The following is a 22,707-nucleotide window of genomic DNA, read 5'->3' as shown; positions in this document are numbered from 1 at the left end:
ATTTTAGTTTGCCTATAAAAGAATATTTTTTATTTTTTTGTCTATGCTGATTAATGAATTACTATGAATATTCTTTCCTTTCTATCTATACATATAAATTACATAGTTCTTTTTTATAATAATGGAGGTTATTGTATGTTAAAACCAGACACAGCTATTATTTTTGGATTTCTTATCGAAGAAGCGGCCAGTCGATTAGACGATCAAGAGATTAAAGAAATTGCGGTTAAAGAGCTAGAAAATGGAGAATTGGTGTTTGAAGAAGCCAGTTATTTTTATAAACGCTTTTTTATCCCTGCTTCTTCTGAATTAAGACAAGCTCTCCGCCGAGAGGTCTTATCGCTTCATTTAACATTAAATCAAATCAAAAATGCTCATGGCAACGGATCTATGTCTAAGATTGCTCATATGCATCAAATTATTGCAGAAACTGAAAAATCAACAAACGAACTTAACAGACTTTTAAATCTTGCGTTCTATGAGGGTGAGGACGATCAGACCTACGCCTCCTTCATGAATATTTTTTCAAATAAATCATAAAAAAACCGTCCTTAAGGACGGTTTTTCTTATTGAACACCTTTCATTAAACGCTGAATTTTTGGCGAAATCATTAGCACGATTACACCTAAAATGACCGACACTCCACCCAATGCAGCAAAATAAACAACTTGCGAAATGTTTTCATAGTATTGAACAAGCTGAGCGTTGATTGCCTGCGCCGCTGCGCTTGTTAAGAACCATAAACTCATCGTTTGAGCAGAAAACGCTGCAGGTGCTAATTTTGTTGTAGTTGATAACCCTACTGGTGATAAACAAAGCTCTCCAACTACAACTAAGAAGAAGCTTAGCACTAACCAAAGCGGGCTCGCTAACGTTTCATTTCCATGAATACTAGCTGGAATAACCATAACAAGGAAAGAAAGTCCTGCAAATAATAGTCCTAATGAAAACTTCTTTGGTGTAGAAGGCTGTCTGTTTCCTAATTTCACCCAAATCGCTGCAAAAACTGGGGCAAATATAATAATGAATAACGGATTTAACGATTGGAACCAGCCAACTGGAATTTTAAAGCCGCCATACGTTAGCTGTGTATGATCTTTTGCATACGTTGCTAAAATTGTTGACCCCTGCTCTTGAATTGCCCAGAACATTACTCCAGAAATAAAAAGAGGGATATAAGCCAATACGCGTGAACGCTCATCAGCTGTTGTCTTGGGACTCTTATACATAACCACAAAGTAAATAATAGGAATAACAATCGCTAAAATACTTACAAATAAAATAACGCCTTCAACTGTTAAAATACCTGCTAAAGAAGTCAGTACAATAAAGATAGCAAGTACAACTACAGCAAATGCAATAGTACCAAATACTTTTTTGCGTTCTTCTGGTTTTAAAGGGTTTGGAACTTGTCTACCTGCACGACCTAAGGTTTTACCTCGTGTAGCCATAAATACAATTAGACCTAAAAGCATTCCTACTGCTGCGATTCCAAAACCTAAGTGATAATTATATTTTTCCCCTACTGTTGAAACAACTAGCGGTGCGATAAATGCACCTGCATTTACACCCATATAGAAGATACTAAATCCAGCATCTCGACGGTTATCAGTCGGGCTATACATATCACCTACAACGCTCGAAACGTTGGGTTTTAATAAACCTGTTCCAATAATAATTAAGAACATTGAAATAAACAGCGCTGTTACACCTGCTGGCAATGCAAGCACTAAATGTCCCAGCATAATAAATATACCGCCGTAAAACACCGTATTAGACGTACCTAAAATGCGGTCTGCAATCCAACCGCCAATAATTCCAGACATATAAACAAGGGAACCATAAATAGAAAAGATCGCTAAAGCGGTTCCTTGTTCCATTCCTAATCCACCATTTGCAATTGTATCGTACATGTACAATACAAGTAGCGCACGCATTCCATAGTATGAAAAACGCTCCCAGAATTCTGTAAAGAACAAGGTAAATAACCCTTTAGGATGTCCGAAGAATCCTTTTTGAGGAACTGTTTCATACACTTTTTCTCTCTCTACCGACATATTCCTTAACCTCTCTTTCAACCGTAAACCATCATAGACAAAACTGTCAAAAAATTATGATGATATAAAAAAATAGAAACAAGAAAATTTTATTCTTATAAAATGATTCTGTCAATATCAGAATTTTACAATGAGTGCATAAAATACGGTTTTCCATTATAAAATTGCACCTATAAAAAGCTTTAAATCAAGATTTCTTTTCTTAAAATATCTTTTTGAATTTTTTTTTATACAAAACCCTTGATTACAAAGCATCTGATTATCTACTTTTCATACAACCAGATAATATTTTTCTTTTTGGGAATTTTTTCTTTATATTAAAAAAGAAGCTTTATTATTTTTTCATTATGCTTCCCTCAACCGGAAATATACTTTTTTAAAATAATAAAACCCTCTTTAAAAATGTCTCTTTTGTTATAGTAGATACTATTTTTTCACCTATGTAATACCTTTAATATAAGTCATCCTCATTTTTCTATGTAAAAAAAGAGATAAAAGGTTTATTTTTTACCTCTTTTTGTACTGTAGCTACATTTTTACGTATTCACCGTTTACCATTTGTCCTTTGTGAAGAGGAAACACACCTTCTTCTTTAGTGTATACAATCGTTCCTCTATTAATGGTAGTTAAAATAACGCTATTAAATACCGTTCCTTCATATATACTGTGCTTATGTTTGAAAAACATTCCTTCTTTTGTCACTTTTTCAGTTTGATCCAGATCAACAATAACCAAATCCGCATCGGATCCTAGCAAAATGCTTCCTTTTTTAGGATATAAACCGAATCGTTTAGCTGGATTGGTTGATACAAGCTTTGAAATGTGTGAAAGAGAAATCCCTCTAGTGATGGCTCCCTCACTAATCATTGCTTGCAAAGAGTACTGACCGCCTGATATTCCACCCCAAACTTTAAATAAATCATTCTGATGAGCTGTCTTTAACTCAATCGGGCAGGGAGAATGATCTGAAGAAATCATATCTACTTCCTCTGATTGAATACAAGCCCATAATTTTTCTTTCTGACTCCTGCTGCGAAGAGGAGGTGCACACTTAGCCGTTACCCCAATTTCTTCAAAGTCTTCCTCTGTAAAAAGCAAATAATGCGGACAAGTTTCCAGCGTAACGTTCACCCCATTCTTCTTTGCTTCCGTAATAAGCTGCACGGCTTCATAGCTGCTAATGTGTACAAAGTGAAGCGGACATCCTGTTTTTCCACCATACTCAAGCGCTTGCTTTACTGCGTTTACTTCTGCTAGAACAGGTCGCGTTTCTAAATAATCCTTAATAGCAGTTTGCTTTTGCTTCTGTTTAGCCTGTTCAAGCTTTTGTATTAAATCATTTCTTTCAGCATGCAGGGCAAGCACCTTGTTTAGTTTCGCAATCTCTTTCATTCCTTCGTATAATGTGAGGTCATCTGAGAAATCAAATTCAGAACCGGCTTCTGACATAAATGCTTTAAAACCTATTACACCCGAATGAGCCATTTTAGCTAATTCTTCTTTATTACCAGGAACCAACCCTCCCCATAGACCATAATCTACTACTGACTTCTGATCAGCCAGCGTTTTCTTTTCCCACAGCGCTGCTTCTGTTACGGTAGGAGGAACGCCGTTTAAAGGCATATCAAAATATGTAGTGCAGCCTCCTGCAGCCATAGATGCTGAACCGTAGTCAAACCCTTCCCAATGGTCTCGGCTCGGTTCATCGAAATGCACGTGAATATCAATCATTCCAGGCAGAACATATTTGCCTTTAGCATCTACGTATTTTTTTGCTGGTGTGCTAACACCTTGCGCTATTTCTGCAATCTTTCCTTTTTTAATACCTATATCCGCTTTTACTATTTCGTCTTCTAATACGACCGAACCATCCCGAATAATTAAATCGTACATGTTATCAAACTCTCCTTTACTTAATTACTTCATCTTTTTATTAAACGAAGTAGTCTGCTATTGTTCTATCATGCACTGTTTCCTTTAAAAAGTCTTTATCATTGTAAAGAACCCTGACACACAGACTGATTATTAAGTCAGGAAATATAACTGAATTATCTGATTTTTTATCCACCATCTTGTCTTAACTTTTTTTCATTTGGTCACTTTCCCTAATTAAAAAGAGGTTGCGACATAACTAAATCAATGGACGAACAAATTGGATAAATGAGCTAGTATAATTGCTTGTGACCCTGCTATTGATTTCCGTGCAACCCTTCGCTTTCTGCGGGGGCTCACCTATTTCGTTTTTCTCGCAGGAGTTTTTCGCCTTGCCCTCCAATCCACAGCTAGAAGCAACTGCATACATGAAGCCTACGTCCACTCTAACCATAAAAAATCCGAACGAGTTTGATTCCCAATCAAGAATCAAGCTCGTTCGGATCTTCCTTCAGCTAATTTTGTCACAGCGTCTTTTAACTCTTTTTTACTTTTTGTGACATTGGCAGCCTTACTGTAAATGTACTTCCTTTTTCTTGTTCGCTTTCTACGTCAATTTTTCCTTTATGTGTTTCTACAATCCATTTAGCGATTGCTAGGCCTAGCCCGTGACCTCCCATTTGACGGGATCGGGATTTATCAGCACGATAAAAGCGGTCAAAGATTCGATCCTTTTCGTCGGGATGAATTCCAACCCCTGTATCACGTACTTTTAATATACATTCACTCCCATGCTGAACCACTTGAATGTTTACACTTCCATGAGGAGTCGTATATTTAATAGCATTGTCTAACAAAATGTAAATCAGCTGAGTTAGACGCTCTTGATCTCCAGTTACGACTAATTTTTCGGGCGTATCTAACTGCAAATCAATATGTTTGGAAATCGCTAGAGTTTCAACCGATTCCATTACCTTTTGTACCGCATCTGTAATATCAAATGGCATCATTGCTTTTTCTACTTTATTAGAATCTGAGCGTGCAAGCGTAAGTAAATCACTGACGAGACTCGTCATCCGCTTCACTTCAGCTTTCATATTATTAATTAATTTTTTAGAGAAAGGATCTTCTGTTACTTCCTCCTGCATTTCTAAAGCGTTAATAGAAGAAAGCATAACGCTAAGCGGCGTTCTTAACTCATGGGATGCATCCGCCACAAACTCTTTTTGCTTTTGGAAAGCTGTTTCAATTGGGACCATCGCACGTTTTGACATTAAGCGGCTGATATAAATGGCTACTCCTACAAACAGTACGGTAAGGCTCAGCATAATAATGAGGAGCCACTTTAACAGCTGATAAAGAAACGAAACGTCTTTTCCAATATAAAGCATCCCTAAAAATTGACCTTTATAAAAAATAGGTTCCCCCGCCATCATTAAATCAATATCTATTTTGCCTTCTCCGTTTTGCCCTTTTACTCCTTCAATGTGTTCAAAACTAGGACGTGGGGCTTTTATTCGTTCTTTTCGCACCTCATTTTCAATAGGGATCCATCCATCAATTAAATCTAACAAGGTAGAGCGAAGACGCTCACTCGCTTCGTTGCCCATAATAAGGTCCCCTTCAGGACTGATGACATAATAAAAAAACTGGTCTTCACCGGCTACGACAATGTTTTTGTACTCTTCTTTCGACTGTTGATTCGAGCTGTTTACCGCTTGTTTAATTAAGATGCTTTGGACAATTCGAGACTCTTGTTTTAACATGCTATTTAAGTTTTGCTGTTGACTATTGGATACAACCACATACACCAATGCATAAACAATAAATACGAATAAAAGCAGAAACAGCATTAGCAATGCGCTGTATCGGAATGTTAAACGATTTTGCGTCTGGCTGAATAAATCTTGTTTTACTTTTTGTTTTACTTTCTGTTTAGCCCTCGTAAGAAGTTTAGCTTTCAATTTTGTAGCCTACTCCACGAATGCTTTGAATAAGATCTTGTTTGTTGAATTTCTCTAGTTTTTTTCGCAAAAGTTTAACCGTCGCATCAATCGTTTTAATCGAAACATCTGATTCATATCCCCATACCCTGTCTAAAATAATATCTCGAGAAAGAACTTGTCCTTTGTTTTTTACTAAAAAATCTAGCAGTTGAAATTCACGAGGACTTAATTGAATAAACTCCTCGTCAAACTGCACGGTTTGACTTGCTCTTTTTAATATCATGCTTGCAATCTCTACTTCTTCTTCTAAGATTGGTGCATAATTACGACGAGCCAAAGCGCGAAGCCTTGCAAGCAGCTCGTCAATTTCAAATGGCTTAATAACGTAATCATCCGCTCCCGCATCTAAGCCTTGTATACGATCTTGAACTGCATCTTTTGCTGTTAACATAAGAATGGCCCCGGCGTATCCTTCTTTTCTTAGACGTTTACATACATCGATTCCGTCCCCATTGGGCATCATCCAGTCAAGAATTAACACATCATAATGTGCTTCAGATGCATAGTCATATGCATCATTCCCTTCCGTCACCCATTCGACGTTATAGCCTCCTTTTTTCTTCAGCATATAACTAACTAATTCACCTAGCTGCAAATCATCTTCTGCTAGCAGTACGTTCATTCTGCGTAACTCCTTCCTTCGTTTGATACATTTCCCTGCATCCTTTTGTTTACTTTATTATACAAAAAGAATCAGCAGAAACAAGCTGCCTCTACTGATCTCTTTTCATTTTAATTTTCCCTACCTGTATTAAGAACGAGAGCAAACTGCTGTTCAGCCGTTCGCGTCTTTTGTACTTTTATGAATGACTAACGATTTGATTTGAATATGAAGGATTTGATCCATTAACAGTTTCTGTGACCTTTACAACACGCCGGCATATTTCAGCTCGTACACCTCTGTGCTTCAATTGTTCGACGATTTTTTCTAATTTGCTATAAGACGCTGTTTGTTTCATATCCATCCCCTCATTTCGTTAAGGTATTATTTATGAATCAAGTTTGTTTGTAATATCATACTTTTTCTTTAGCTTTTGTAACCATGTTGGATACTCTGTTTGGTATTTTTGATCAAGCAGCGTTTGCTTGATTTTTGCTTTGCTGTTTTCATATGTTGCTTTTTGCGCTTCTTTTTTGCCTGTTACTTTAATAATGTGATAACCGTATTCTGTTTTAACAGGATCACTTACTTCATTTACCTTCATTGAAAATGCTTTGTTGGCAAAAGCTTCGACCATATCGCCTTTTTTGAAGTATCCAAGGTTTCCGCCATCTGATTTAGAAGCTGTATCCGTTGAATATTCTTTTGCTAGCTTCGCAAAATCTTCTCCTTTATCAAGCTTTGCCTTTACTTCTTTTGCTGTTTTTTCGTCTGCTACTAAGATGTGGCTAGCTTTCACCTGTGCTTCTGTAGCTAGTGAATCTTTATTTTGATTAAAGTACGATTTCATTTCACTATCTTTAATATTAATAGTCGACTCGACCATTTTTTTTGCTTCAATATTCGTCTTTAAATCTTTTTTCAGCTCTGACAATTTTACACCGCTAGATGCTAATGCTTGATTTAGTGCATCCTCTCCCCCGTACTGACTTTTAAGGTTTTCTAATTCAGCATTAATTTCTTTATCGGTTACTTTAATATTTTGTTTAGCTGCTTCTTTTGAAATGACTTTTTGTTCGATTAGTGAATCAAGGACGCTTGATCCTCCTTGAGCAAGAAGAGCATCATACAGCTGATCTTTTGTGATTTTTTCATCACCAACGGTAGCAACTACCTTTGATTTATTCATTGCTACGGCACCAATAGCTACTGCAGCAATAATGACAACGGCTGCAATAATCATAATTATTTTGTTTTTAGACATCATTAAACTCCTTTTCCATTTCTCATTACTTACCTAAACTTAAACTTTTGCGCGTTGGTAACGGTTTAAGCTCAATTAAAGGCCTTGCAATCGTAGATACGTATTTACTCGACAACAACCACGCCACTCCACAAGCTCCAATCAAAAGAATGCTGTATCCTTGTACACTTTCTATCCAGTCTCCAAAAGAAGATAAGCGAATATATTTAATCAGAAATCCATGTAGCAAATACACATAAAAGGTTTGAGCACCTCGAGATGTAAAAGACATCGTCTGTGTAGGGATCAAAGCTAGAAAGGAAACCGTCATTGCTAAGCTGATGCTATAAAATAGCGTACGAATAATCATTCCCTCTACTTGATTTACACCTAAGGAGGCATAAGATTTTGAACCAAATAGCCACTCCTTCTCAAAATCCGGTGCTACATATTGGATCCACAGAGCAATAATCAGCAATGTGCCTCCAGCTACTTTCTTACAAGAAACAGACGTCAATTTTTTAAAATGTTCTTTTTTCATATAAAACCCTGCTAAGAAGAAGGGAAAGAATACAAATGTTCTAGAAAGACTTAACGTTGTTTCTAGCGGTTCACATAAGCCAATCATAATTCCTAACGCTGCCGCGACGGCTAAAGGATATTTGATCTTTGTAAAAATAAACAGCATCGCATTCCAACAAAATAAACTTAGTAAAAACCACAGTGACCAAGCTGGCTGAAATACTGAAACTTCGAATGACGATTCATCATACAGCTTATAATCATATACCGCATAGATAAGTTGAAAGATAATATAAGGAAACAATACTTTCTTCGCCATCTTCCACATATATCCTTTCTTTCGGTATCCCTTTGCAAAATATCCGCTTATTAAAATAAATGCTGGCATATGAAAAGTGTAAATAAATATGTAGAGTGTTCGTAACCACTGTTCATCATTGATGAAGGGAGTTAACAAATGGCCAAACACTACCAGTACAATTAAGATAAATTTTACGTTATCAAAATACGCATCCCGCTTAGCCATTTGACTTCCTCCTTTCTTTTGCGTTCTATGGATTTGTACGACGTGCTGCTGCGAATATCTTTTCTTTACATTCCTTACTATACATAGTGAAAATGAAAAAACAGTGAAAACCTTTCTTTTTTCTATTTTTAAGTAGGGTGCCGCTAAATAAGTTTGACAAATGGCGCCTCTTTCTCTACTATATAGATACGCACCCTATCCAATTCAATTTCGCTTGTTGCGGGACACTTAACCAGTACGGATGGATAGGGTGTTTTTGTATGCAAAAAAAAGCAGAAGACCTAGGTCTTCTGCTTTTTATTTTGCTATAGGCTGACTTTCGTTTTTTCCGTTTCCTTTTTTATTTTTCAAATAATAAAACAAGTAACAAAAAAGGACAAACGGGATACCGCAGTATAATGCAATGCGCTGACTCTTATCAAAAGCCAGTCCTACACAAGCAGCAAAACATAACACAAATGCTAAAATAGGAACAAGAGGATATAAAGGTGCTTTGTAAACAAGCTTTGATACATCATTTCCTTCTTTAATATAGCGTCTTCTAAACATAAAATGAGAAGCTGCAATAGCCATCCATACAGCTACCACCGCAAATCCAGAAATAGAAACTAATACTAAGTAAACAGTAGTTGGTGCAACCACGCTTGACAGCAAGGACAGACATGCCACTCCCATGCTGATAAGCAACGAATTAAATGGAACTCCTTTAGACGTTACTTTCCCTAACCAAGTGCTGACCATTTTTTGATCAGATAATGACCATAGCATTCTCGAACATGCATATAATCCTGCATTAGCGTTTGATAATAAAGCTGTTAAAATAACCAAGTTCATAATATCTGCTGCGTAAGGAATACCTATTTGATCAAATACCGTCACAAAAGGACTTTCTAATACTCCTGCTTGTTTCCACGAAATCAACCCAGATAGTACAAACATGGCGCCAATAAAGAAGAAGAACGTACGCCAAATGATATTTTTAATTGCTCGAGGTATGTTCTTTTCCGGATCCTCTGTTTCTCCTGCCGTAATACCAATTAATTCTGTTCCCGAAAAAGCAAAGCTAACGGAAACCATGGTAATTAATACAGGCATAAGTCCATTTGGAAATAAACCGCCCTCTCCTGTAAAATGAGAAAGCATCGGCGCTTTTTCATGACCGCTAAGAGGAATGAATCCAAACATCGCTGCTGCGCCTAAAATAATAAATACAATAATCGTTAATACTTTAATACTTGAAAACCAAAATTCTGTTTCGCCGAAAAAACGTACAGATGTTGCATTTAAACCAAATAATAAAAGAGCAAACAGCGCGCTCCATATCCAAACCGAAACGTCAGGAAACCATCTTTGCATAAGCAATCCAGACGCTGTAAACTCCGAACCGACAGATACCACCCAAGTCAGCCAGTAGAGCCAGCCAACCGCAAAACCAGTACCTGGCCCGATAAACTTTGTAGCGTATACTTGAAATGATCCTGACACAGGCATTGCTACGCTTAGTTCCCCTAGACATATCATGACTAAATACATAATTAATCCACCGATTAAATAAGCAAGGAGTGTTCCCCCTGGACCTGCTGCATTAATTGTATAGCCTGAATTAAGAAACAACCCCGTACCGATAACACCGCCAAGAGAAATCATAAATAAATGACGGCTTTTCATTTTTCTTTGTAACTGATTCATAGATGTTGTATTCTCTCCCATTGTGTACCTCCTTTTTTGTAGTAAACCCATCCAAAAACTTGGTTTATTTGCATATTCTCTATAGTCTCTTCTCTGCAGGAGTAGGCTCTATTTCTTCGATATGTACAAATTTTGTATATTGTATACAATATACACTTCTTAAATCTTTTTACGATTATATCATTTTTCAGATTTTTTACAACAATCAATAGTAAAAAATATTTCAATAATTCTATTTTTTATATTCTAACTAAGATTAAATGAAGTGATATGATATGATTATTTTTACACCTGTACGTTCTTTCACGCTATTTTTATACTCTTTCATCATCATGACATGAAGAGAAAGAACGGCTGATGCGATATTTATTTTAGGGGGAAACAATGAACAAGGGGCCTATGATTTATCATTCATTAAAAGATCATGTATATAACTACATAGCAAGTCAAATTCAAGAAGGTACACTGCTGCCTAACGACAAAATAAATGAAGCCAGTATTTGTTCTCAGCTGAATGTCAGCCGAACGCCTGTAAGAGAAGCGCTTATTAAATTAGCTTCAGACAACCTATTAGAATACAGACCGCGCAGAGGGTTTACTGTAAAAGAAATTGATACACAAAAAAAACTAGAAGTATTTGAAATCGTCGGTGCTTTAGATGGTCTGGCAGCTGCCCTGTCGATTGATCACTTAACGGAAGAAGATTTTACGAAGATGGATGAGCTTATTAAAAAAATCGATGTTTCGATTGAATTAGAAAATTATCAGGATTATCAAAAATATCAAACGTATTTTCATCGAGTCTATTTGAACCGATGCAATAATGTGGCCTTAAAAGAACAGCTTATGTCTTTACAAGACGGATTCATCAGACAAACGTACTTTAGCGATGACAATAAAGAGCTATACGCCATTTTACATGTAATGAATGAACATCACCGACATATTCTGAAACTTCTGCAGCAGAAAAAAAAGGCGGATGTTCAGCTTTACCTTCAAAATGTTCATTGGAAAATCGAATATCCAGAAATGATTTGATTAAAAAGAGATCGAGACATAACTAAATCAATTCAATCAACAGCTAGAAGCAACGAAATACATGAAACCTACGTTTATCATACCAATAAAAAAATCCGAACGAAGTTGATTCTTCATTGAGAATCTTAATTCATCGTTCGGATTTTTCTTTAACTAAAACACTTTTGTCCCAGCCTCTTTTATTTTGCTATAGCAGAACGCTGCTTTTCTTCTTTTACGTACCAAATGAATTTCCCTGTATATCCGTAAATAATCGCTAAAATAATAGAGACAAAACTGAGCCACATAAACGGCAGATAAGCGAATGTAGAAATTCCAAGCGTTGTAGCTAGAAATACACCGTTATCCGTCCACGGAACCATTCCAGAAGTTAAGGTTCCCCCTACTTCTGAGTTACGGGCAAGCACCAGACGCTGTATTCTTAACTTATCATAACTTTTCTCCATAATTTTCGGTGTTAAAATTAATGAAACATACATCGCACAACCAAATATATTTCCTAATAACCCAACGAAAATAGTAGAAGCCGTAACGTTTCCTGAATTGACAAGAATTTTTTCAAATTTAGATAGCAGGACTTCTAAGACGCCGAGCTCATCTAATAACCCGCCAAATCCTAGTCCAAAAATAATGACAATAATGGAACCTACCATACTTAAAATTCCGCCACGATTTAACAGCTCACTTAAAAATGTGTTGTCGGTATTAATTTTAAATCCTTCATAAGCCGTATTAAATGCGCTCGCCACATCCATATGTTGAAAGACAACTGCCCATATAATTCCTAATAATGAACCAATCGCAATTGCTGGAAGAGAAGGTTTCTTTAAAGCTAAAAGAACAATGACAGCCAATGCCGGAATCAGCATCCACCCGCTGATATGGAATGTATCCAACAGCGAAGATTTTAATTCTTCTACCCGTCCAGCATCAAAATCTTTTCCCCCATACATAAAACCTGTTACCGTAAATAATACTGCTGTAATGAGGTAAGCAGGAATATCCAACACTAACATTGCTTTTACGTGATCAATAACATTCACTCGAGCCATTGACGCAGATAAAATGGTACTGTCAGAAAGAGGAGAAAGCTTGTCTCCAAAATAAGCTCCTGAAATCACAGCTCCAGCTACTAACGGAAGCGGCATACCTAGGCCTTGTCCGATTCCCATCATCGCGATTCCGGCTGTACCAACCGTTCCCCAAGATGTTCCTGTTGAAATCGAGGTAATAGAGCAAATGATAAGTGTAGCAAGTAAAAAGAATGTTGGATTAATAAACTCTAATCCAAAATAAATAAGAGAAGGAACAACTCCTCCGGCAATCCATGTTCCAATTAACGTACCGACGGCTAATAAAATTAAAATAGCTTCTAGGCCGTTTGATATTCCTCTTGTAATGGCCCCTTGCAGCTGATTATACGTATACCCAAGTCGTACTCCTAGCGCCATAACAATAAACCATGAAATAAATAAAGCGAGCTGAATAGGTAAATTAAAAACAGTTGCAAATGAAATAACAACAGCTAAAAATAAAGCAAGCACAATCATTATTTCCCACATAGATGGTAAACGGGTTGTGTTCAAACTAGCTCCTCCTAAACTGGTATGTAGATTCTGGAATGTGGTATCGTTTAAGAGCAAAACGTCCTTATTTTTTAATTGTTCCTCTTACTGCTCCAACATATGTATTTCTATGAGTACTTAAACAATAAACTGCATCTTTTTAAGAACATAAAATAAGGATACTCGCGTAAACAATAAGCCATTTTCTTTTATCCAGTGGTCATAATACCATAAGAATGTGCTTTCTTACAAGACTCATTATAAAGCGCTTTCTGTTTGTTTATACATTTTAATATATAAATATATTTTCATTTATTTTATTCAACGAAAAGAGGAAAGTAATATGAAAGAATATGCAACGTTTGCAGGAGGATGCTTTTGGTGCATGGTCGCTCCTTTTGATCAGCTTACAGGAATAAGCAGTATCCGCTCGGGCTACGCTAGAGATAAACAAATCACTTCTAAAGCTTCTGCTCTTGTAGAAAAGGAAAACGAATACGTAGAGGCCGTGCAAATTGTATGGAATCCTTCTCAAATTACGTTTGAAGATCTGCTTAATCTGTATTGGCAGCAAATTGACCCTACGGATTCCGCCGGACAGTTTTCAGACCGCGGACCATCGTATCGAGCCATCATTTTTTATCATAACGAAAAGCAAAAAGAAGCGGCTCTCGATTCTAAAAGAAAGCTTGCCCAAAGCGGACGTTTTAACAATCCTATCGTCACACCTATTTTACCTTTTTCTTCTTTTTACGAAGCCGAAGAGCAGCATCAGGATTATTATCGAAAAAATGCATTTCACTATAAATTATACAAAGAAGGCTCGGGGCGCACTGATTTTCTGACGCAGCATTGGCCCAAGGACCGCTCTTACCTTAAAAAGATCCTAACGCCTATGCAATATTTTGTTACGCAGGAAAACGGTACCGAACCTCCTTTTACAAATTTATATTGGAATAACAAAAAACAAGGAATTTACGTTGACCTTCTAACTGGAGAAGCACTGTTCAAAACGTCAGATCAGCTTCCTTCTCATACAGGCTGGCCCATTTTTAAGCGCCCTATCTTATACGGAAACATAAAAAGAGTGCCGGCGCAGCATTCAACAGCGCTAAAAAGCAAAGAAGGAGATAACTACCTGGGTTTACTTTTAACAGAAGAAAACAGCGGATACTATCAAGTGAATTCCGCGGCTCTGCGCTTTATTCCAAAAGAGAAGCTTAAAGAAGAAGGCTATGAAGATTTTTTAATTTTGTTTTGATGCCTATACTTTTTTAAAAGGGTAAAAATAAGCGGTTACTTTCTTTGCGTAGTGTACAGTTAAATCATGATGGTCCGGCGGACGCAAAAAAGGCTGAGTGATAGAATCATCTCTTATTTCACACTCTCCTTTTTGCAGTTCCCAAGGGTCATGATAAAGATCTCCTCTGTAGACATTTCCTTGATGAGTGGTAAATAAGCAGTAGCGCTCTGTAAGCCAATGAGCTAGTTCTCCTTTTTTACTGTGATAGGACGGAGAAGTACCTCTATATGTAAGCTTTACTCGCTCTTTTTTTGAGTCTCTGTGCGTTCGAACTGACTGAAAAGAAATATAGTTCTGAGTTTTGTTGAATGTCATAGCAGCGCGGTAATAAGGCAAGTGAAAAAAGTGACGAGCAATCCATACTCCTAGTGGGTTGCTTGCGTCTAAACTAAAAAAGTAAACGCCTTTTTCCCCTTTATATGTAACGTATGTACGCACATTTAGCTCATATAATCGTGAAAAGACGGGCACGGCGGGGGTCCCTTTGAATCGAATGTCTGTCATCGTAAAGGGCACAAGGGCAATCCACGCTTGACCATTATAGGTGTCAGGCTCTAACTGACTCGGCAATAAAGAAGCCAGAAACGCCGGATCTACAGGCCAATGAATAAACAGTAAATCTTTCCACGTTTGCTTCATTATCCAATTGTTTTTCACTTCTTGTTCTCTCCTTTTTCTAGATGTTCTTTTCCATCAATTCAGCGGCTGCCGATTTCCCTGACAAATATGCGCTCTCTAACCGTGAGTGGTTCGTCTTATCTTCCCTTCTTAAAAAAGCATCTCCTGCCACCAGTAGCGACGGCATAATTTCGATAAAGGGCTGGTGAAGAACTTGTTCAACCTCTGCATAGCGCCATTTCTTTAACTGAATGCTTTTAATATGATTTGCACCTATCGATTCTTTTATTTCATTTTTTATCGCCCGCAGCAACTCATGTTCATGTTTATCAAAATGTTTTTCTGACCAGTCTTTATTCATGTATACGCTAAGAACAGGCGTCTTTGATATTCCTTTTTGCTCATGATTCACGATTCTTTGAATGGTGCCAGATGGATTCGTGAGTTGACCATGATCACCATACAGCATCTCTGTATAAAGCTCTACGATAGCAACCAAGCAAGGAGTGAATTTCAGTGTGTTAAGGATAGATCGGTCCGCCTGTAACCTACTGCTATTAAGCACCTCAATAACCTGAGGAGACGGAGGTGTAAGAATGATATCAGTCGCTTCGAAAATCTCGTTTTCTTCTGTATAAAGCTGATACCTCCCGTTTTGAAAATCAATGGTTTGAACTTTTCGATTCATATATACACATAGATCTTTTGCTAAATATTTAGCTAACGCATTCATGCCATTAATACTTTGATAACGAGGGTGATGGTCACCAAACCACTTCTTAACTTCTCTATCGCCTATCCATTTATTTACGGCTTGCTGAAATTCATCGGATCTCACTGTAAAAAATTGAGCTCCGTGATCTGCTTTTCCCTCTCCTACTCTTCGGGTAGCCATTCGTCCCCCTACACTTTTACCCTTATCAAGAAGAAAGACCTCTATTCCTGCTTTTTGTAATTCAGCCGCTGCTGTAAGGCCTGTCATTCCTGCACCTACTATTCCTACTCGTTTCATTTTTTCCTCCTTATTTAACTCATTTACTTACAGTATAAAAAAAGCGGAATGATTGAGCTAATTTAAACTGTCTTTTTCATTTACCTTTGCCCCTGCTTGTCTCAAAAAAGTAGTCTACGATTCCTTTCAGCTGAGTATACTTGTTGTATACAAATATACCTTTACCTGCTAGCACGTCTATAGATAGGAGGACTGTCACATGATGCTCTATGATATTAAGCACAAAGTATATTACGAAGTATTTAATACAGCTCGCCCTAAAATGAAGGACTCTCACCAAGGCCGAAGCTGGGGATATGTTTATAAAAATCTCAATGGACAACCTACAAAATTTTGGATTGACTTTACGCATGGACGTTTTATGTACTTTCAAGTTGAAGACAAGTGGTATCGGGTGCAATATTTGCAGTCCAATGATAAGAAAAAAACAGCGGATGTCTTTAAAGGCGCTCTCATTGACTTGATTTTAGATGGAATGGATCTCAAGTTAGTACGAGGAAACTTTGAGAAGAGAAGACTCTTAGCTTTATAACACATAGAAAAACAGCCGTAAAAGCAGGACTGCTTTTACGGCTGTTTAATTGTACGAGGAGTAATCAATATTTCAACCCTTCTATTTTTCGCTTGCCCCTCTGCTGTATTGTTAGATGTCACCGGTTTGAACTCTCCAAATCCTTTTGCACTGAACATGCTTGGATTAAGCTTATCGTTTTTTAAAATAACTTTCATAAAGTTAACTGCTCTCATCACGCTTAACTCCCAGTTGGATTCAAAACCAGCGTTGCGTATAGGGACGTTATCGGTGTGACCGCTAATAATAATATTACGAGGAGGATCAATCACCAAAAGCTCTGAAATATCATTTGCAATTTTTGTATCTTCACTTCGAACTTGTGCTCTTCCCGAATCAAACAATACATTGTCTCGAATGGAAATTAAGAGACCTTCCTCGGTTAGCGAAGTCTGTAATTGATTTGTTAAGTTTTTCTTTTGAATATACGCATTAATTTTAGATTGAATTTGCTGAAGTTCTTCTTCATCAGCTTCTCGTATGGTTTGCTCCTTTTGTTCGCTCGTTAACGATTGTGAAGAAGCAGAAGACTGATTAGGAGCTGTCTCCACTTCATTTGTTTTTTCCGTACTTTTAGCTGCGGGAGTATTTGAAGGCTGAACCGCTTCTTCAGATTCCTCCAGAGATTGAAATTCCATCACGCCCGTTCCTCCAACAAACGCTTCATTAAATGCGCGAGAAAGGTTCTTAAATTTTTGCGCATCCACTGAGCTCATTGCAAACAATACAATGAATAAAGCAAGTAAAAGTGTAAGCAAATCTGAATAAGGAAGCAGCCAACTTTCGTCAACATGGTCCTCTTCATGCTTTCGTTTTCTGCGTCTACTCATTTATACCCACTTCACTTTCTTGAAGAAGCTTTTTACGTTCCGCTGTGGGCAAATAAGAAGCCAGCTTTTGCTCAATTACTTTTGGTGTTTCTCCTTCTAGGAGTGAAAGCACTCCTTCGATCATCATATACTTTACCTTTACTTCATGTTTCGATTTACGCTTTAGTTTATTTGCAAACGGATGCCATAGTACATACCCAGTAAAAATACCAAGAAGCGTAGCAACAAACGCTGCGCTGATCGCATGTCCTAGCGTATCTGTGTCTTCCATGTTCCCAAGCGCAGCAATTAACCCTATAACAGCTCCAAGTACACCCAGAGTTGGAGCATATGTACCTGCTAAAGCGAAAATACTTGCACCCGTTTGATGTCTTTCTTCCATAGCATCAATTTCTTCAGACAACACGTCTCGTATATAATCCGCACTTTGACCATCAATAGCTAAATTCAAACCATTTTTTAAGAAAGGGTCGTCTACATCAATAATTTGGGCTTCAAGTGATAGTAACCCTTCTTTTCGAACAACTTGTCCCCATTCAGAAAACATGGATACTAAATCAACAGGCTGCAGCATTTTTTGTTCTTTAAACAGGACACCAAACAGTTTTGGGACTCTCTTGATTTCATTTGAAGGAAATGCAATCACTACTGCTCCGACGGTTCCGACAATAATAATTAAAATAGCAGCGGGATTTCCTAACACAGATGGATTAACCCCTTTGAAAAACATGCCTACAATAAGAGAGGCTATTCCTAAAATCAGTCCAATAAAAGATGTTTTATCCATATGTAATTCTCCTATCCTTAACTTCCTGTTCTTTCTTTTTCTATATTTTATCCTCACCTTTTATTTCGACTATTTCATAGAATTTTTAAGCTTTTTATGAAGCATATTTACAATTACATCTTTTCTCTATTATAAAAACACTTTTTTCAACTTTTCATACAGAATATCTGAAGGTCCAGCTATAATTGCTACAATTTGATTTTCCACATAAATAGCAGCCGTCATCTTATTATCAATATCAGCTAAAATTGCAAACCCGACGTTAATGTTCAACTTTATTCACCTCTGTAACGTTCTTGTTTATTCAACATATAAAAAGAACAGTCTTACCATTTATTTTTCCGTGTTTTATTGACATTTGTAAATTTTATATTAAGATTATGTAAATGAGTTGACAAAATGGAGGTGATATTATGCTACTAGAAAAATACTGTAAAAACACTGATTTAATGATTATCCAGTTTACAATCGAACTAACAAAAGACATTCACGCTAAAATCTCCGCACGTACTTTATTTTATGAAGAACAGGTGATACGTTATGCTGAAAAAAGAATACGTTCTTTCTTACACCCTCTTTCCCTTAAACATACGCTAAAATTTGTCTATCAATCTGAAATACTACAAACTATTCTATTCAAATTAAAACCAACTTTTGAGCAGCAGCATGTACTGCGCTGTATTTCATCTTAAAAAGGAGTTCCCTTCAGCGGAAACTCCTTTTTGATTTGATTCTACGATATAGACGATATGCTTTTCTGATAACGTTTAAAAGCGGGTACGGCAAGCGGATATGGTATTTATCAATAAACGGATAAAAGGTGTAATAGGCTTTTACAAGGTCTGTCCATTTTTTATCAATACCCTTCTTATAAAAGTCAGAAATATCCACCACATACCCTCTTCCATCTTTCATCATGACATTTTTGCCATGCACATCATAAGGGTTTAACCCCTGGCTTCTTGCATAGTCCAAAGCTTTGTTCACATCTTTTATGACTTGTTCTGGAATCTTTATTCCCCGCTGTACGGCATCATACAAAGTAACGCCTGTAAGTCTTTTTAAAATCAAGTACGTCTTTCCCTCATGGAAAAGTTGAGAATAAGCTGGGTGAACGCCCAGCTTTCTATACACTTGCGCTTCTTTTTTTACACCATAAACGTCTCTTCCGTACACTTTTACGACAAATTCAGGATAATTCTCGTGCATAAACACACCGGCATAGTTTCCTTTACCAATAAGTACCCACTCTTTTGTTTTGTTCGTAACTTCAACTGGATCATAGTCACTTTCACTTTGAATCATAACTTGCGTTAGTAATGATGTTTCAACTAGCGACACTAACTGTTTAATTGTTTTATCCATAGTCCCCTCTAAAAATCCTTCAGTAATCTCTATCAAATATTACCCTATGATAAATCTCAATGCAGGATGTGTCAATAAATTGACAGCCTGATATAAAGAGGGAAAGTATTCCCGTTCATTCAAGACTGCGTGTGAACTTTGTGAACATTCACATTCAGTTCTTCTTTCATATTCAGCATAACGCCCGCCATCGGAGCAATAGACTCGGGCTTAGTCAGTTGAAATAAAAAGCGCTTTGTCATTTCTGACAGAAAAATAGTTACTATTTCAGTGATATAGTCCATGCCTCTTTCCGCTTGATGCTCAATCCCAAGCGGCATATACATATAGCTTGGGACATCAATGGACCCTCCTTTTTCAAAACGGTCAGGTAAAAATTCACTTGGCTCTAAAAAATAATCTTCATGGCGATGCATCATATAAGGGCTAATTAACATAATCTCCCCTTTTTTAATGCTGTAACCATCTATTTGTATATCTTCACGTGCTTGACGTCCAAATAACCAAAGAGGCGGATACAGCCTCATGCTTTCAGCAATTATTTTGCGCATATAGGTCAGATTTTTGGTTGAAAGTGATTCACCGCTAGCATAGGCTTGAATTTCTTTATGCAGCTGAAGGTGCTCCCTAGTATTTTGAGACAGTAAATGAATAGACCAGCTGCATACGTGCGTAATCATTTCATACATCGAAAGGAATATAGAATTTAGCTGTTCATATATTTCTCTTTCATCGATGTCTTCCCCGTGAGAATTTAATACATACTGCAGTAAATCATTTCCTTCGGTTTTGTTTTGAACACGCATTTGAACGCGTTCAAAAAGGAGTTGTTCTAGCTGCTCATCTGAGTCAGGCTGGTGCAAAGGTAGACGAATATAAATTTTGCCTAACTTTTCTTTTTTTCTCATAAGCGCTTGAACATAGTGAATTTTATCTTCATCCTCAATCGAAATGCCAAATACAAGTTGAAGGAGTACAGCTACGACTATTTGTCTGATGTCTTTTACTATCGTTCGAAGCTGCCCTTCTTCCCACGTTTCCATATGCTTTTCAATTATTTTTGCGATTGCTTCCTTATTATAAGTTAGATGTTGTTTAAGTTGTGAGGGTTGAATGGGGCTCATGTATAATGCTTCATCTGTCCATAACATTTCTTCACCTAGCAGCATTTTAAACATATGCGTTAGTTTAATTTTTTGAAACGCCTTGCTGTTTGTAATGACTACATCTTTAATAAGTTGAGGGTCTCTCGTTACATAAAAGCGTTTGTGCGCAACTCTAAATGTTGCAATTTCTCCATACTGAGTCAAGTTTTCCAAAAAACCCAGTGGGTTCTCTCTAAACTTTTGCAGGTGACCGGTAAGCTTATACGACGAGGGGCCCTGTATAACCGGCAATGTTATCACTCCTTTTCTAAAAATGCGGGACTTAAACAAATAAAAGAGTAGTCCACTAAAGACTACTCTTTTTCACACAAAGATATGCTATTGATTTTCACAAAAAATCTTACTTATTATTCCATATTGATCCATACGCTTTTCACTTCAGTGTAATTATCAAGCGCATAGCTTCCCATTTCACGACCAATTCCCGACTGTTTATAACCTCCAAACGGGCTTGCTGCATCAAATACGTTGTAACAGTTCACCCAAACTGTACCCGCTTTAATACCATGAGCAATATAGTGTGCTTTCTTTAAATCCTGTGTCCAGACGCCTGCTGCTAGACCATATGCTGTATCATTTGCTTTGGCAATCAAATCATCAAGATCGTCAAATGGCATAGCAGCTACAACCGGACCGAAGATTTCTTCACGAGCAATCGTCATCGAATGATCGACATCTGCAAAGATAGTCGGTTCTACGAAATAGCCTTGATCAAACGGTATGTTTCCTCCTGCGAGTACTTCCGCTCCTTCTTCAATTCCTTTATCAATATAGGTTTTCACTCGTTTTTGCTGCTGCGCAGATACAAGCGGACCCATTGTTGTCTCATCAGCTAATCCATTTCCTTGTTTAATAGATTTCGTTTGAGAAACTAAATCAGCTACGACATTATCATATAAGCTTTTTTGGACATACAGACGACTTCCGGCACAACATACTTGTCCCTGGTTAAACATAATACCTGAAAGCGCACCAGGAACAGCTTTTGTTAAGTCTGCATCCGGGAGGATAATGTTTGGTGATTTTCCTCCAAGCTCTAACGTCACACGCTTTAAGGAGTCACTAGCTTGTTTCATAATTGCTTTTCCGACAGCAGTAGATCCCGTAAAAGCAATTTTATCGACAAGATCATGATGAACGAGCGGTTCACCTGCTGTTTTCCCGTAGCCTGGCACAATGTTTAGCACGCCTTTTGGGAACCCTGCTTCATCGGCTAGTCGAGCTAAGTAAAGTGCAGAAAGCGGCGTTTGCTCGGCTGGCTTGAGCACAATTGTACATCCAGTTGCCAAAGCGGCTCCGAGCTTCCAAGCTGCCATTAAAAGCGGAAAGTTCCACGGAATAATTTGGCCAACAACTCCTACTGGTTCATATCTCGTATAGTTAAAATACGCTCCTTGCACAGGAATAGTTTGTCCAACCATTTTAGTTGACCACCCAGCAAAGTAGCGGAAATGTTCAATTGCTAATGGAATGTCTGCATTTGATGTTTCACGAATTGGCTTTCCGTTATCAAGCGTTTCAAGCTGCGCAAGTTCCAATTGATGTGTTTCCATTAAATCAGCTAATTTATAAATGAGTCGACTTCTTTCAGCTGCTGACATCTTTGTCCAAGGTCCATGATCAAACGCTTCTCTAGCCGCTCTGACGGCACGATCAATGTCCTCCGGATTTGCTTCAGCTACATCTGCCAACTTTTCACCCGTTGCTGGATTTACTGTTTCAAACGTTTTTCCTGAAACAGAGTCTACCCATTCACCGTTAATGTATAGCTGTTTAACTCCTTTTAAAAACTCCACTACTTTCGGACTCATTTCAACTTTTTTCGCTCCAAGATTTTGCATCAAATACATACCTCCCCACGAATTTTGAAAACGCTAACAATGAATATTTTACCATGTTATCTAGTAAAATCAACAATTTTGCATACAATATTCT

Annotated in this window: 22 protein-coding genes; 5 read left to right on the top strand and 17 right to left on the bottom strand. The window is 37.4% G+C overall.

From position 1 onward, the window contains the following. Positions 1–135 precede the first annotated feature (135 nt). Positions 136–540, top strand: coding sequence for a hypothetical protein (locus ACOZIR_RS19410; protein ID WP_045295159.1), 405 nt, complete (start codon positions 136–138; stop codon positions 538–540). Between the two features lie 27 nt (positions 541–567). Here ACOZIR_RS19410 and ACOZIR_RS19405 read toward each other — a convergent pair whose 3' ends face one another. The 8 genes from ACOZIR_RS19405 to ACOZIR_RS19370 all read right to left on the bottom strand — a co-directional run bounded on the left by ACOZIR_RS19405 (position 568) and on the right by ACOZIR_RS19370 (position 10,538). Next, a complete protein-coding gene (locus ACOZIR_RS19405; protein WP_029714107.1) occupies positions 568–2,058 on the bottom strand; it encodes a peptide MFS transporter in 1,491 nt (496 codons plus the stop codon). A 528-nt stretch (positions 2,059–2,586) separates the two neighbouring features. Beyond that, the gene (locus tag ACOZIR_RS19400; RefSeq protein ID WP_421535756.1) at positions 2,587–3,951 is read right to left on the bottom strand and encodes an allantoinase; all 1,365 of its coding nucleotides are present in this window, start codon (positions 3,949–3,951) and stop codon (positions 2,587–2,589) included. A 515-nt stretch (positions 3,952–4,466) separates the two neighbouring features. Beyond that, positions 4,467–5,894, bottom strand: a complete 1,428-nt coding sequence (locus ACOZIR_RS19395; RefSeq protein ID WP_045295165.1) for a sensor histidine kinase — start codon at positions 5,892–5,894, stop codon at positions 4,467–4,469. Continuing rightward, on the bottom strand, positions 5,884–6,558 hold the full coding sequence (locus ACOZIR_RS19390) for a response regulator transcription factor (protein ID WP_028413601.1): 675 nt from the start codon (positions 6,556–6,558) through the stop codon (positions 5,884–5,886). The genes ACOZIR_RS19395 and ACOZIR_RS19390 overlap by 11 nt, the downstream gene beginning before the upstream one ends. A gap of 178 nt (positions 6,559–6,736) precedes the next feature. Continuing rightward, positions 6,737–6,895 (bottom strand): hypothetical protein, encoded by a 159-nt coding sequence (locus ACOZIR_RS19385; protein ID WP_155017217.1) that lies wholly within the window; start codon positions 6,893–6,895, stop codon positions 6,737–6,739. A gap of 30 nt (positions 6,896–6,925) precedes the next feature. Beyond that, positions 6,926–7,801 (bottom strand): peptidylprolyl isomerase, encoded by an 876-nt coding sequence (locus tag ACOZIR_RS19380; RefSeq protein ID WP_033578796.1) that lies wholly within the window; start codon positions 7,799–7,801, stop codon positions 6,926–6,928. A 25-nt stretch (positions 7,802–7,826) separates the two neighbouring features. Next, positions 7,827–8,828 carry an acyltransferase family protein gene (locus tag ACOZIR_RS19375; RefSeq protein WP_045295167.1) on the bottom strand — a complete coding sequence of 334 codons (1,002 nt, stop codon included), beginning with the start codon at positions 8,826–8,828 and terminating at the stop codon, positions 7,827–7,829. Positions 8,829–9,125: 297 nt separating this feature from the next. Next, positions 9,126–10,538 (bottom strand): amino acid permease, encoded by a 1,413-nt coding sequence (locus ACOZIR_RS19370; RefSeq protein WP_071275176.1) that lies wholly within the window; start codon positions 10,536–10,538, stop codon positions 9,126–9,128. A gap of 363 nt (positions 10,539–10,901) precedes the next feature. Between ACOZIR_RS19370 and ACOZIR_RS19365 the strand changes: the two genes are divergently transcribed. After that, positions 10,902–11,555: a GntR family transcriptional regulator gene (locus ACOZIR_RS19365; protein WP_045295170.1), complete on the top strand. Its 654-nt coding sequence runs from the start codon at positions 10,902–10,904 to the stop codon at positions 11,553–11,555. 179 nt (positions 11,556–11,734) lie between these two features. On the opposite strand, the gene nhaC is transcribed toward ACOZIR_RS19365, so the two are convergent. Continuing rightward, the gene (gene nhaC / locus ACOZIR_RS19360; RefSeq protein WP_045295172.1) at positions 11,735–13,141 is read right to left on the bottom strand and encodes a Na+/H+ antiporter NhaC; all 1,407 of its coding nucleotides are present in this window, start codon (positions 13,139–13,141) and stop codon (positions 11,735–11,737) included. A 322-nt stretch (positions 13,142–13,463) separates the two neighbouring features. Between nhaC and msrA the strand changes: the two genes are divergently transcribed. Next, on the top strand, positions 13,464–14,381 hold the full coding sequence (msrA, locus tag ACOZIR_RS19355; RefSeq protein ID WP_045295174.1) for a peptide-methionine (S)-S-oxide reductase MsrA: 918 nt from the start codon (positions 13,464–13,466) through the stop codon (positions 14,379–14,381). Positions 14,382–14,384: 3 nt separating this feature from the next. Here msrA and ACOZIR_RS19350 read toward each other — a convergent pair whose 3' ends face one another. Continuing rightward, positions 14,385–15,080, bottom strand: coding sequence for a YqjF family protein (locus ACOZIR_RS19350; RefSeq protein WP_045295176.1), 696 nt, complete (start codon positions 15,078–15,080; stop codon positions 14,385–14,387). A gap of 19 nt (positions 15,081–15,099) precedes the next feature. After that, positions 15,100–16,053, bottom strand: coding sequence for an NAD(P)/FAD-dependent oxidoreductase (locus ACOZIR_RS19345; RefSeq protein WP_045295177.1), 954 nt, complete (start codon positions 16,051–16,053; stop codon positions 15,100–15,102). A 199-nt stretch (positions 16,054–16,252) separates the two neighbouring features. On the opposite strand from ACOZIR_RS19345, the gene ACOZIR_RS19340 reads away from it, so the two are divergent. Beyond that, positions 16,253–16,585, top strand: coding sequence for a hypothetical protein (locus ACOZIR_RS19340; protein WP_043982072.1), 333 nt, complete (start codon positions 16,253–16,255; stop codon positions 16,583–16,585). Between the two features lie 35 nt (positions 16,586–16,620). On the opposite strand, the gene motB is transcribed toward ACOZIR_RS19340, so the two are convergent. The 3 genes from motB to ACOZIR_RS19325 form a co-directional block, all read right to left on the bottom strand. Further along, positions 16,621–17,454, bottom strand: coding sequence for a flagellar motor protein MotB (gene motB, locus ACOZIR_RS19335; protein ID WP_045295182.1), 834 nt, complete (start codon positions 17,452–17,454; stop codon positions 16,621–16,623). Next, positions 17,447–18,241 carry a flagellar motor stator protein MotA gene (gene motA / locus ACOZIR_RS19330; protein WP_013056745.1) on the bottom strand — a complete coding sequence of 265 codons (795 nt, stop codon included), beginning with the start codon at positions 18,239–18,241 and terminating at the stop codon, positions 17,447–17,449. The genes motB and motA overlap by 8 nt, the downstream gene beginning before the upstream one ends. Positions 18,242–18,370: 129 nt before the next feature. Then, entirely contained in the window at positions 18,371–18,514 is a 144-nt protein-coding gene (locus tag ACOZIR_RS19325; protein ID WP_014460421.1) for a hypothetical protein, read from the bottom strand. Between the two features lie 140 nt (positions 18,515–18,654). Here ACOZIR_RS19325 and ACOZIR_RS19320 point away from each other — a divergent pair, with 140 nt between their 5' ends. Beyond that, complete coding sequence (locus ACOZIR_RS19320) at positions 18,655–18,933, top strand: hypothetical protein (protein WP_045295184.1); 279 nt, start codon at positions 18,655–18,657, stop codon at positions 18,931–18,933. A gap of 13 nt (positions 18,934–18,946) precedes the next feature. Here ACOZIR_RS19320 and ACOZIR_RS19315 read toward each other — a convergent pair whose 3' ends face one another. From ACOZIR_RS19315 to ACOZIR_RS19305, 3 genes are all read right to left on the bottom strand, one after another. Continuing rightward, the gene (locus tag ACOZIR_RS19315) at positions 18,947–19,606 is read right to left on the bottom strand and encodes a serine/threonine protein kinase (protein WP_045295185.1); all 660 of its coding nucleotides are present in this window, start codon (positions 19,604–19,606) and stop codon (positions 18,947–18,949) included. A 119-nt stretch (positions 19,607–19,725) separates the two neighbouring features. Next, positions 19,726–21,012, bottom strand: coding sequence for a cytochrome P450 (locus tag ACOZIR_RS19310; RefSeq protein WP_421535814.1), 1,287 nt, complete (start codon positions 21,010–21,012; stop codon positions 19,726–19,728). A gap of 107 nt (positions 21,013–21,119) precedes the next feature. Next, the gene (locus ACOZIR_RS19305; protein WP_013082880.1) at positions 21,120–22,613 is read right to left on the bottom strand and encodes an aldehyde dehydrogenase family protein; all 1,494 of its coding nucleotides are present in this window, start codon (positions 22,611–22,613) and stop codon (positions 21,120–21,122) included. Positions 22,614–22,707 lie beyond the last annotated feature (94 nt).

Source organism: Priestia sp. D3YE.R1 (assembly GCF_049199565.1).
In the GTDB taxonomy this organism is placed as follows: Bacteria; Bacillota; Bacilli; order Bacillales; family Bacillaceae_H; genus Priestia; species Priestia aryabhattai.
The sequence above is the reverse complement of the archived record's forward strand: the minus strand, read 5'-3'. Positions and strand labels throughout refer to the sequence as shown.

Excerpts from the sequence above, each read along its gene's own strand:
- ACOZIR_RS19320 (WP_045295184.1), top strand. The coding sequence starts at position 18,655 with ATGCTACTAGAAAAATACTGTAAAAACACTGATTTAATGATTATCCAG.
- ACOZIR_RS19345 (WP_045295177.1), bottom strand. The coding sequence starts at position 16,053 with ATGAAACGAGTAGGAATAGTAGGTGCAGGAATGACAGGCCTTACAGCA.
- ACOZIR_RS19305 (WP_013082880.1), bottom strand. The coding sequence starts at position 22,613 with ATGCAAAATCTTGGAGCGAAAAAAGTTGAAATGAGTCCGAAAGTAGTG.
- ACOZIR_RS19390 (WP_028413601.1), bottom strand. The coding sequence starts at position 6,558 with ATGAACGTACTGCTAGCAGAAGATGATTTGCAGCTAGGTGAATTAGTT.
- ACOZIR_RS19370 (WP_071275176.1), bottom strand. The coding sequence starts at position 10,538 with ATGGGAGAGAATACAACATCTATGAATCAGTTACAAAGAAAAATGAAA.
- ACOZIR_RS19410 (WP_045295159.1), top strand. The coding sequence starts at position 136 with ATGTTAAAACCAGACACAGCTATTATTTTTGGATTTCTTATCGAAGAA.
- motB (WP_045295182.1), bottom strand. The coding sequence starts at position 17,454 with ATGAGTAGACGCAGAAAACGAAAGCATGAAGAGGACCATGTTGACGAA.
- ACOZIR_RS19375 (WP_045295167.1), bottom strand. The coding sequence starts at position 8,828 with ATGGCTAAGCGGGATGCGTATTTTGATAACGTAAAATTTATCTTAATT.
- ACOZIR_RS19340 (WP_043982072.1), top strand. The coding sequence starts at position 16,253 with ATGATGCTCTATGATATTAAGCACAAAGTATATTACGAAGTATTTAAT.
- motA (WP_013056745.1), bottom strand. The coding sequence starts at position 18,241 with ATGGATAAAACATCTTTTATTGGACTGATTTTAGGAATAGCCTCTCTT.
- ACOZIR_RS19400 (WP_421535756.1), bottom strand. The coding sequence starts at position 3,951 with ATGTACGATTTAATTATTCGGGATGGTTCGGTCGTATTAGAAGACGAA.
- msrA (WP_045295174.1), top strand. The coding sequence starts at position 13,464 with ATGAAAGAATATGCAACGTTTGCAGGAGGATGCTTTTGGTGCATGGTC.
- ACOZIR_RS19365 (WP_045295170.1), top strand. The coding sequence starts at position 10,902 with ATGAACAAGGGGCCTATGATTTATCATTCATTAAAAGATCATGTATAT.
- ACOZIR_RS19380 (WP_033578796.1), bottom strand. The coding sequence starts at position 7,801 with ATGTCTAAAAACAAAATAATTATGATTATTGCAGCCGTTGTCATTATT.
- ACOZIR_RS19405 (WP_029714107.1), bottom strand. The coding sequence starts at position 2,058 with ATGTCGGTAGAGAGAGAAAAAGTGTATGAAACAGTTCCTCAAAAAGGA.
- ACOZIR_RS19315 (WP_045295185.1), bottom strand. The coding sequence starts at position 19,606 with ATGGATAAAACAATTAAACAGTTAGTGTCGCTAGTTGAAACATCATTA.
- ACOZIR_RS19385 (WP_155017217.1), bottom strand. The coding sequence starts at position 6,895 with ATGAAACAAACAGCGTCTTATAGCAAATTAGAAAAAATCGTCGAACAA.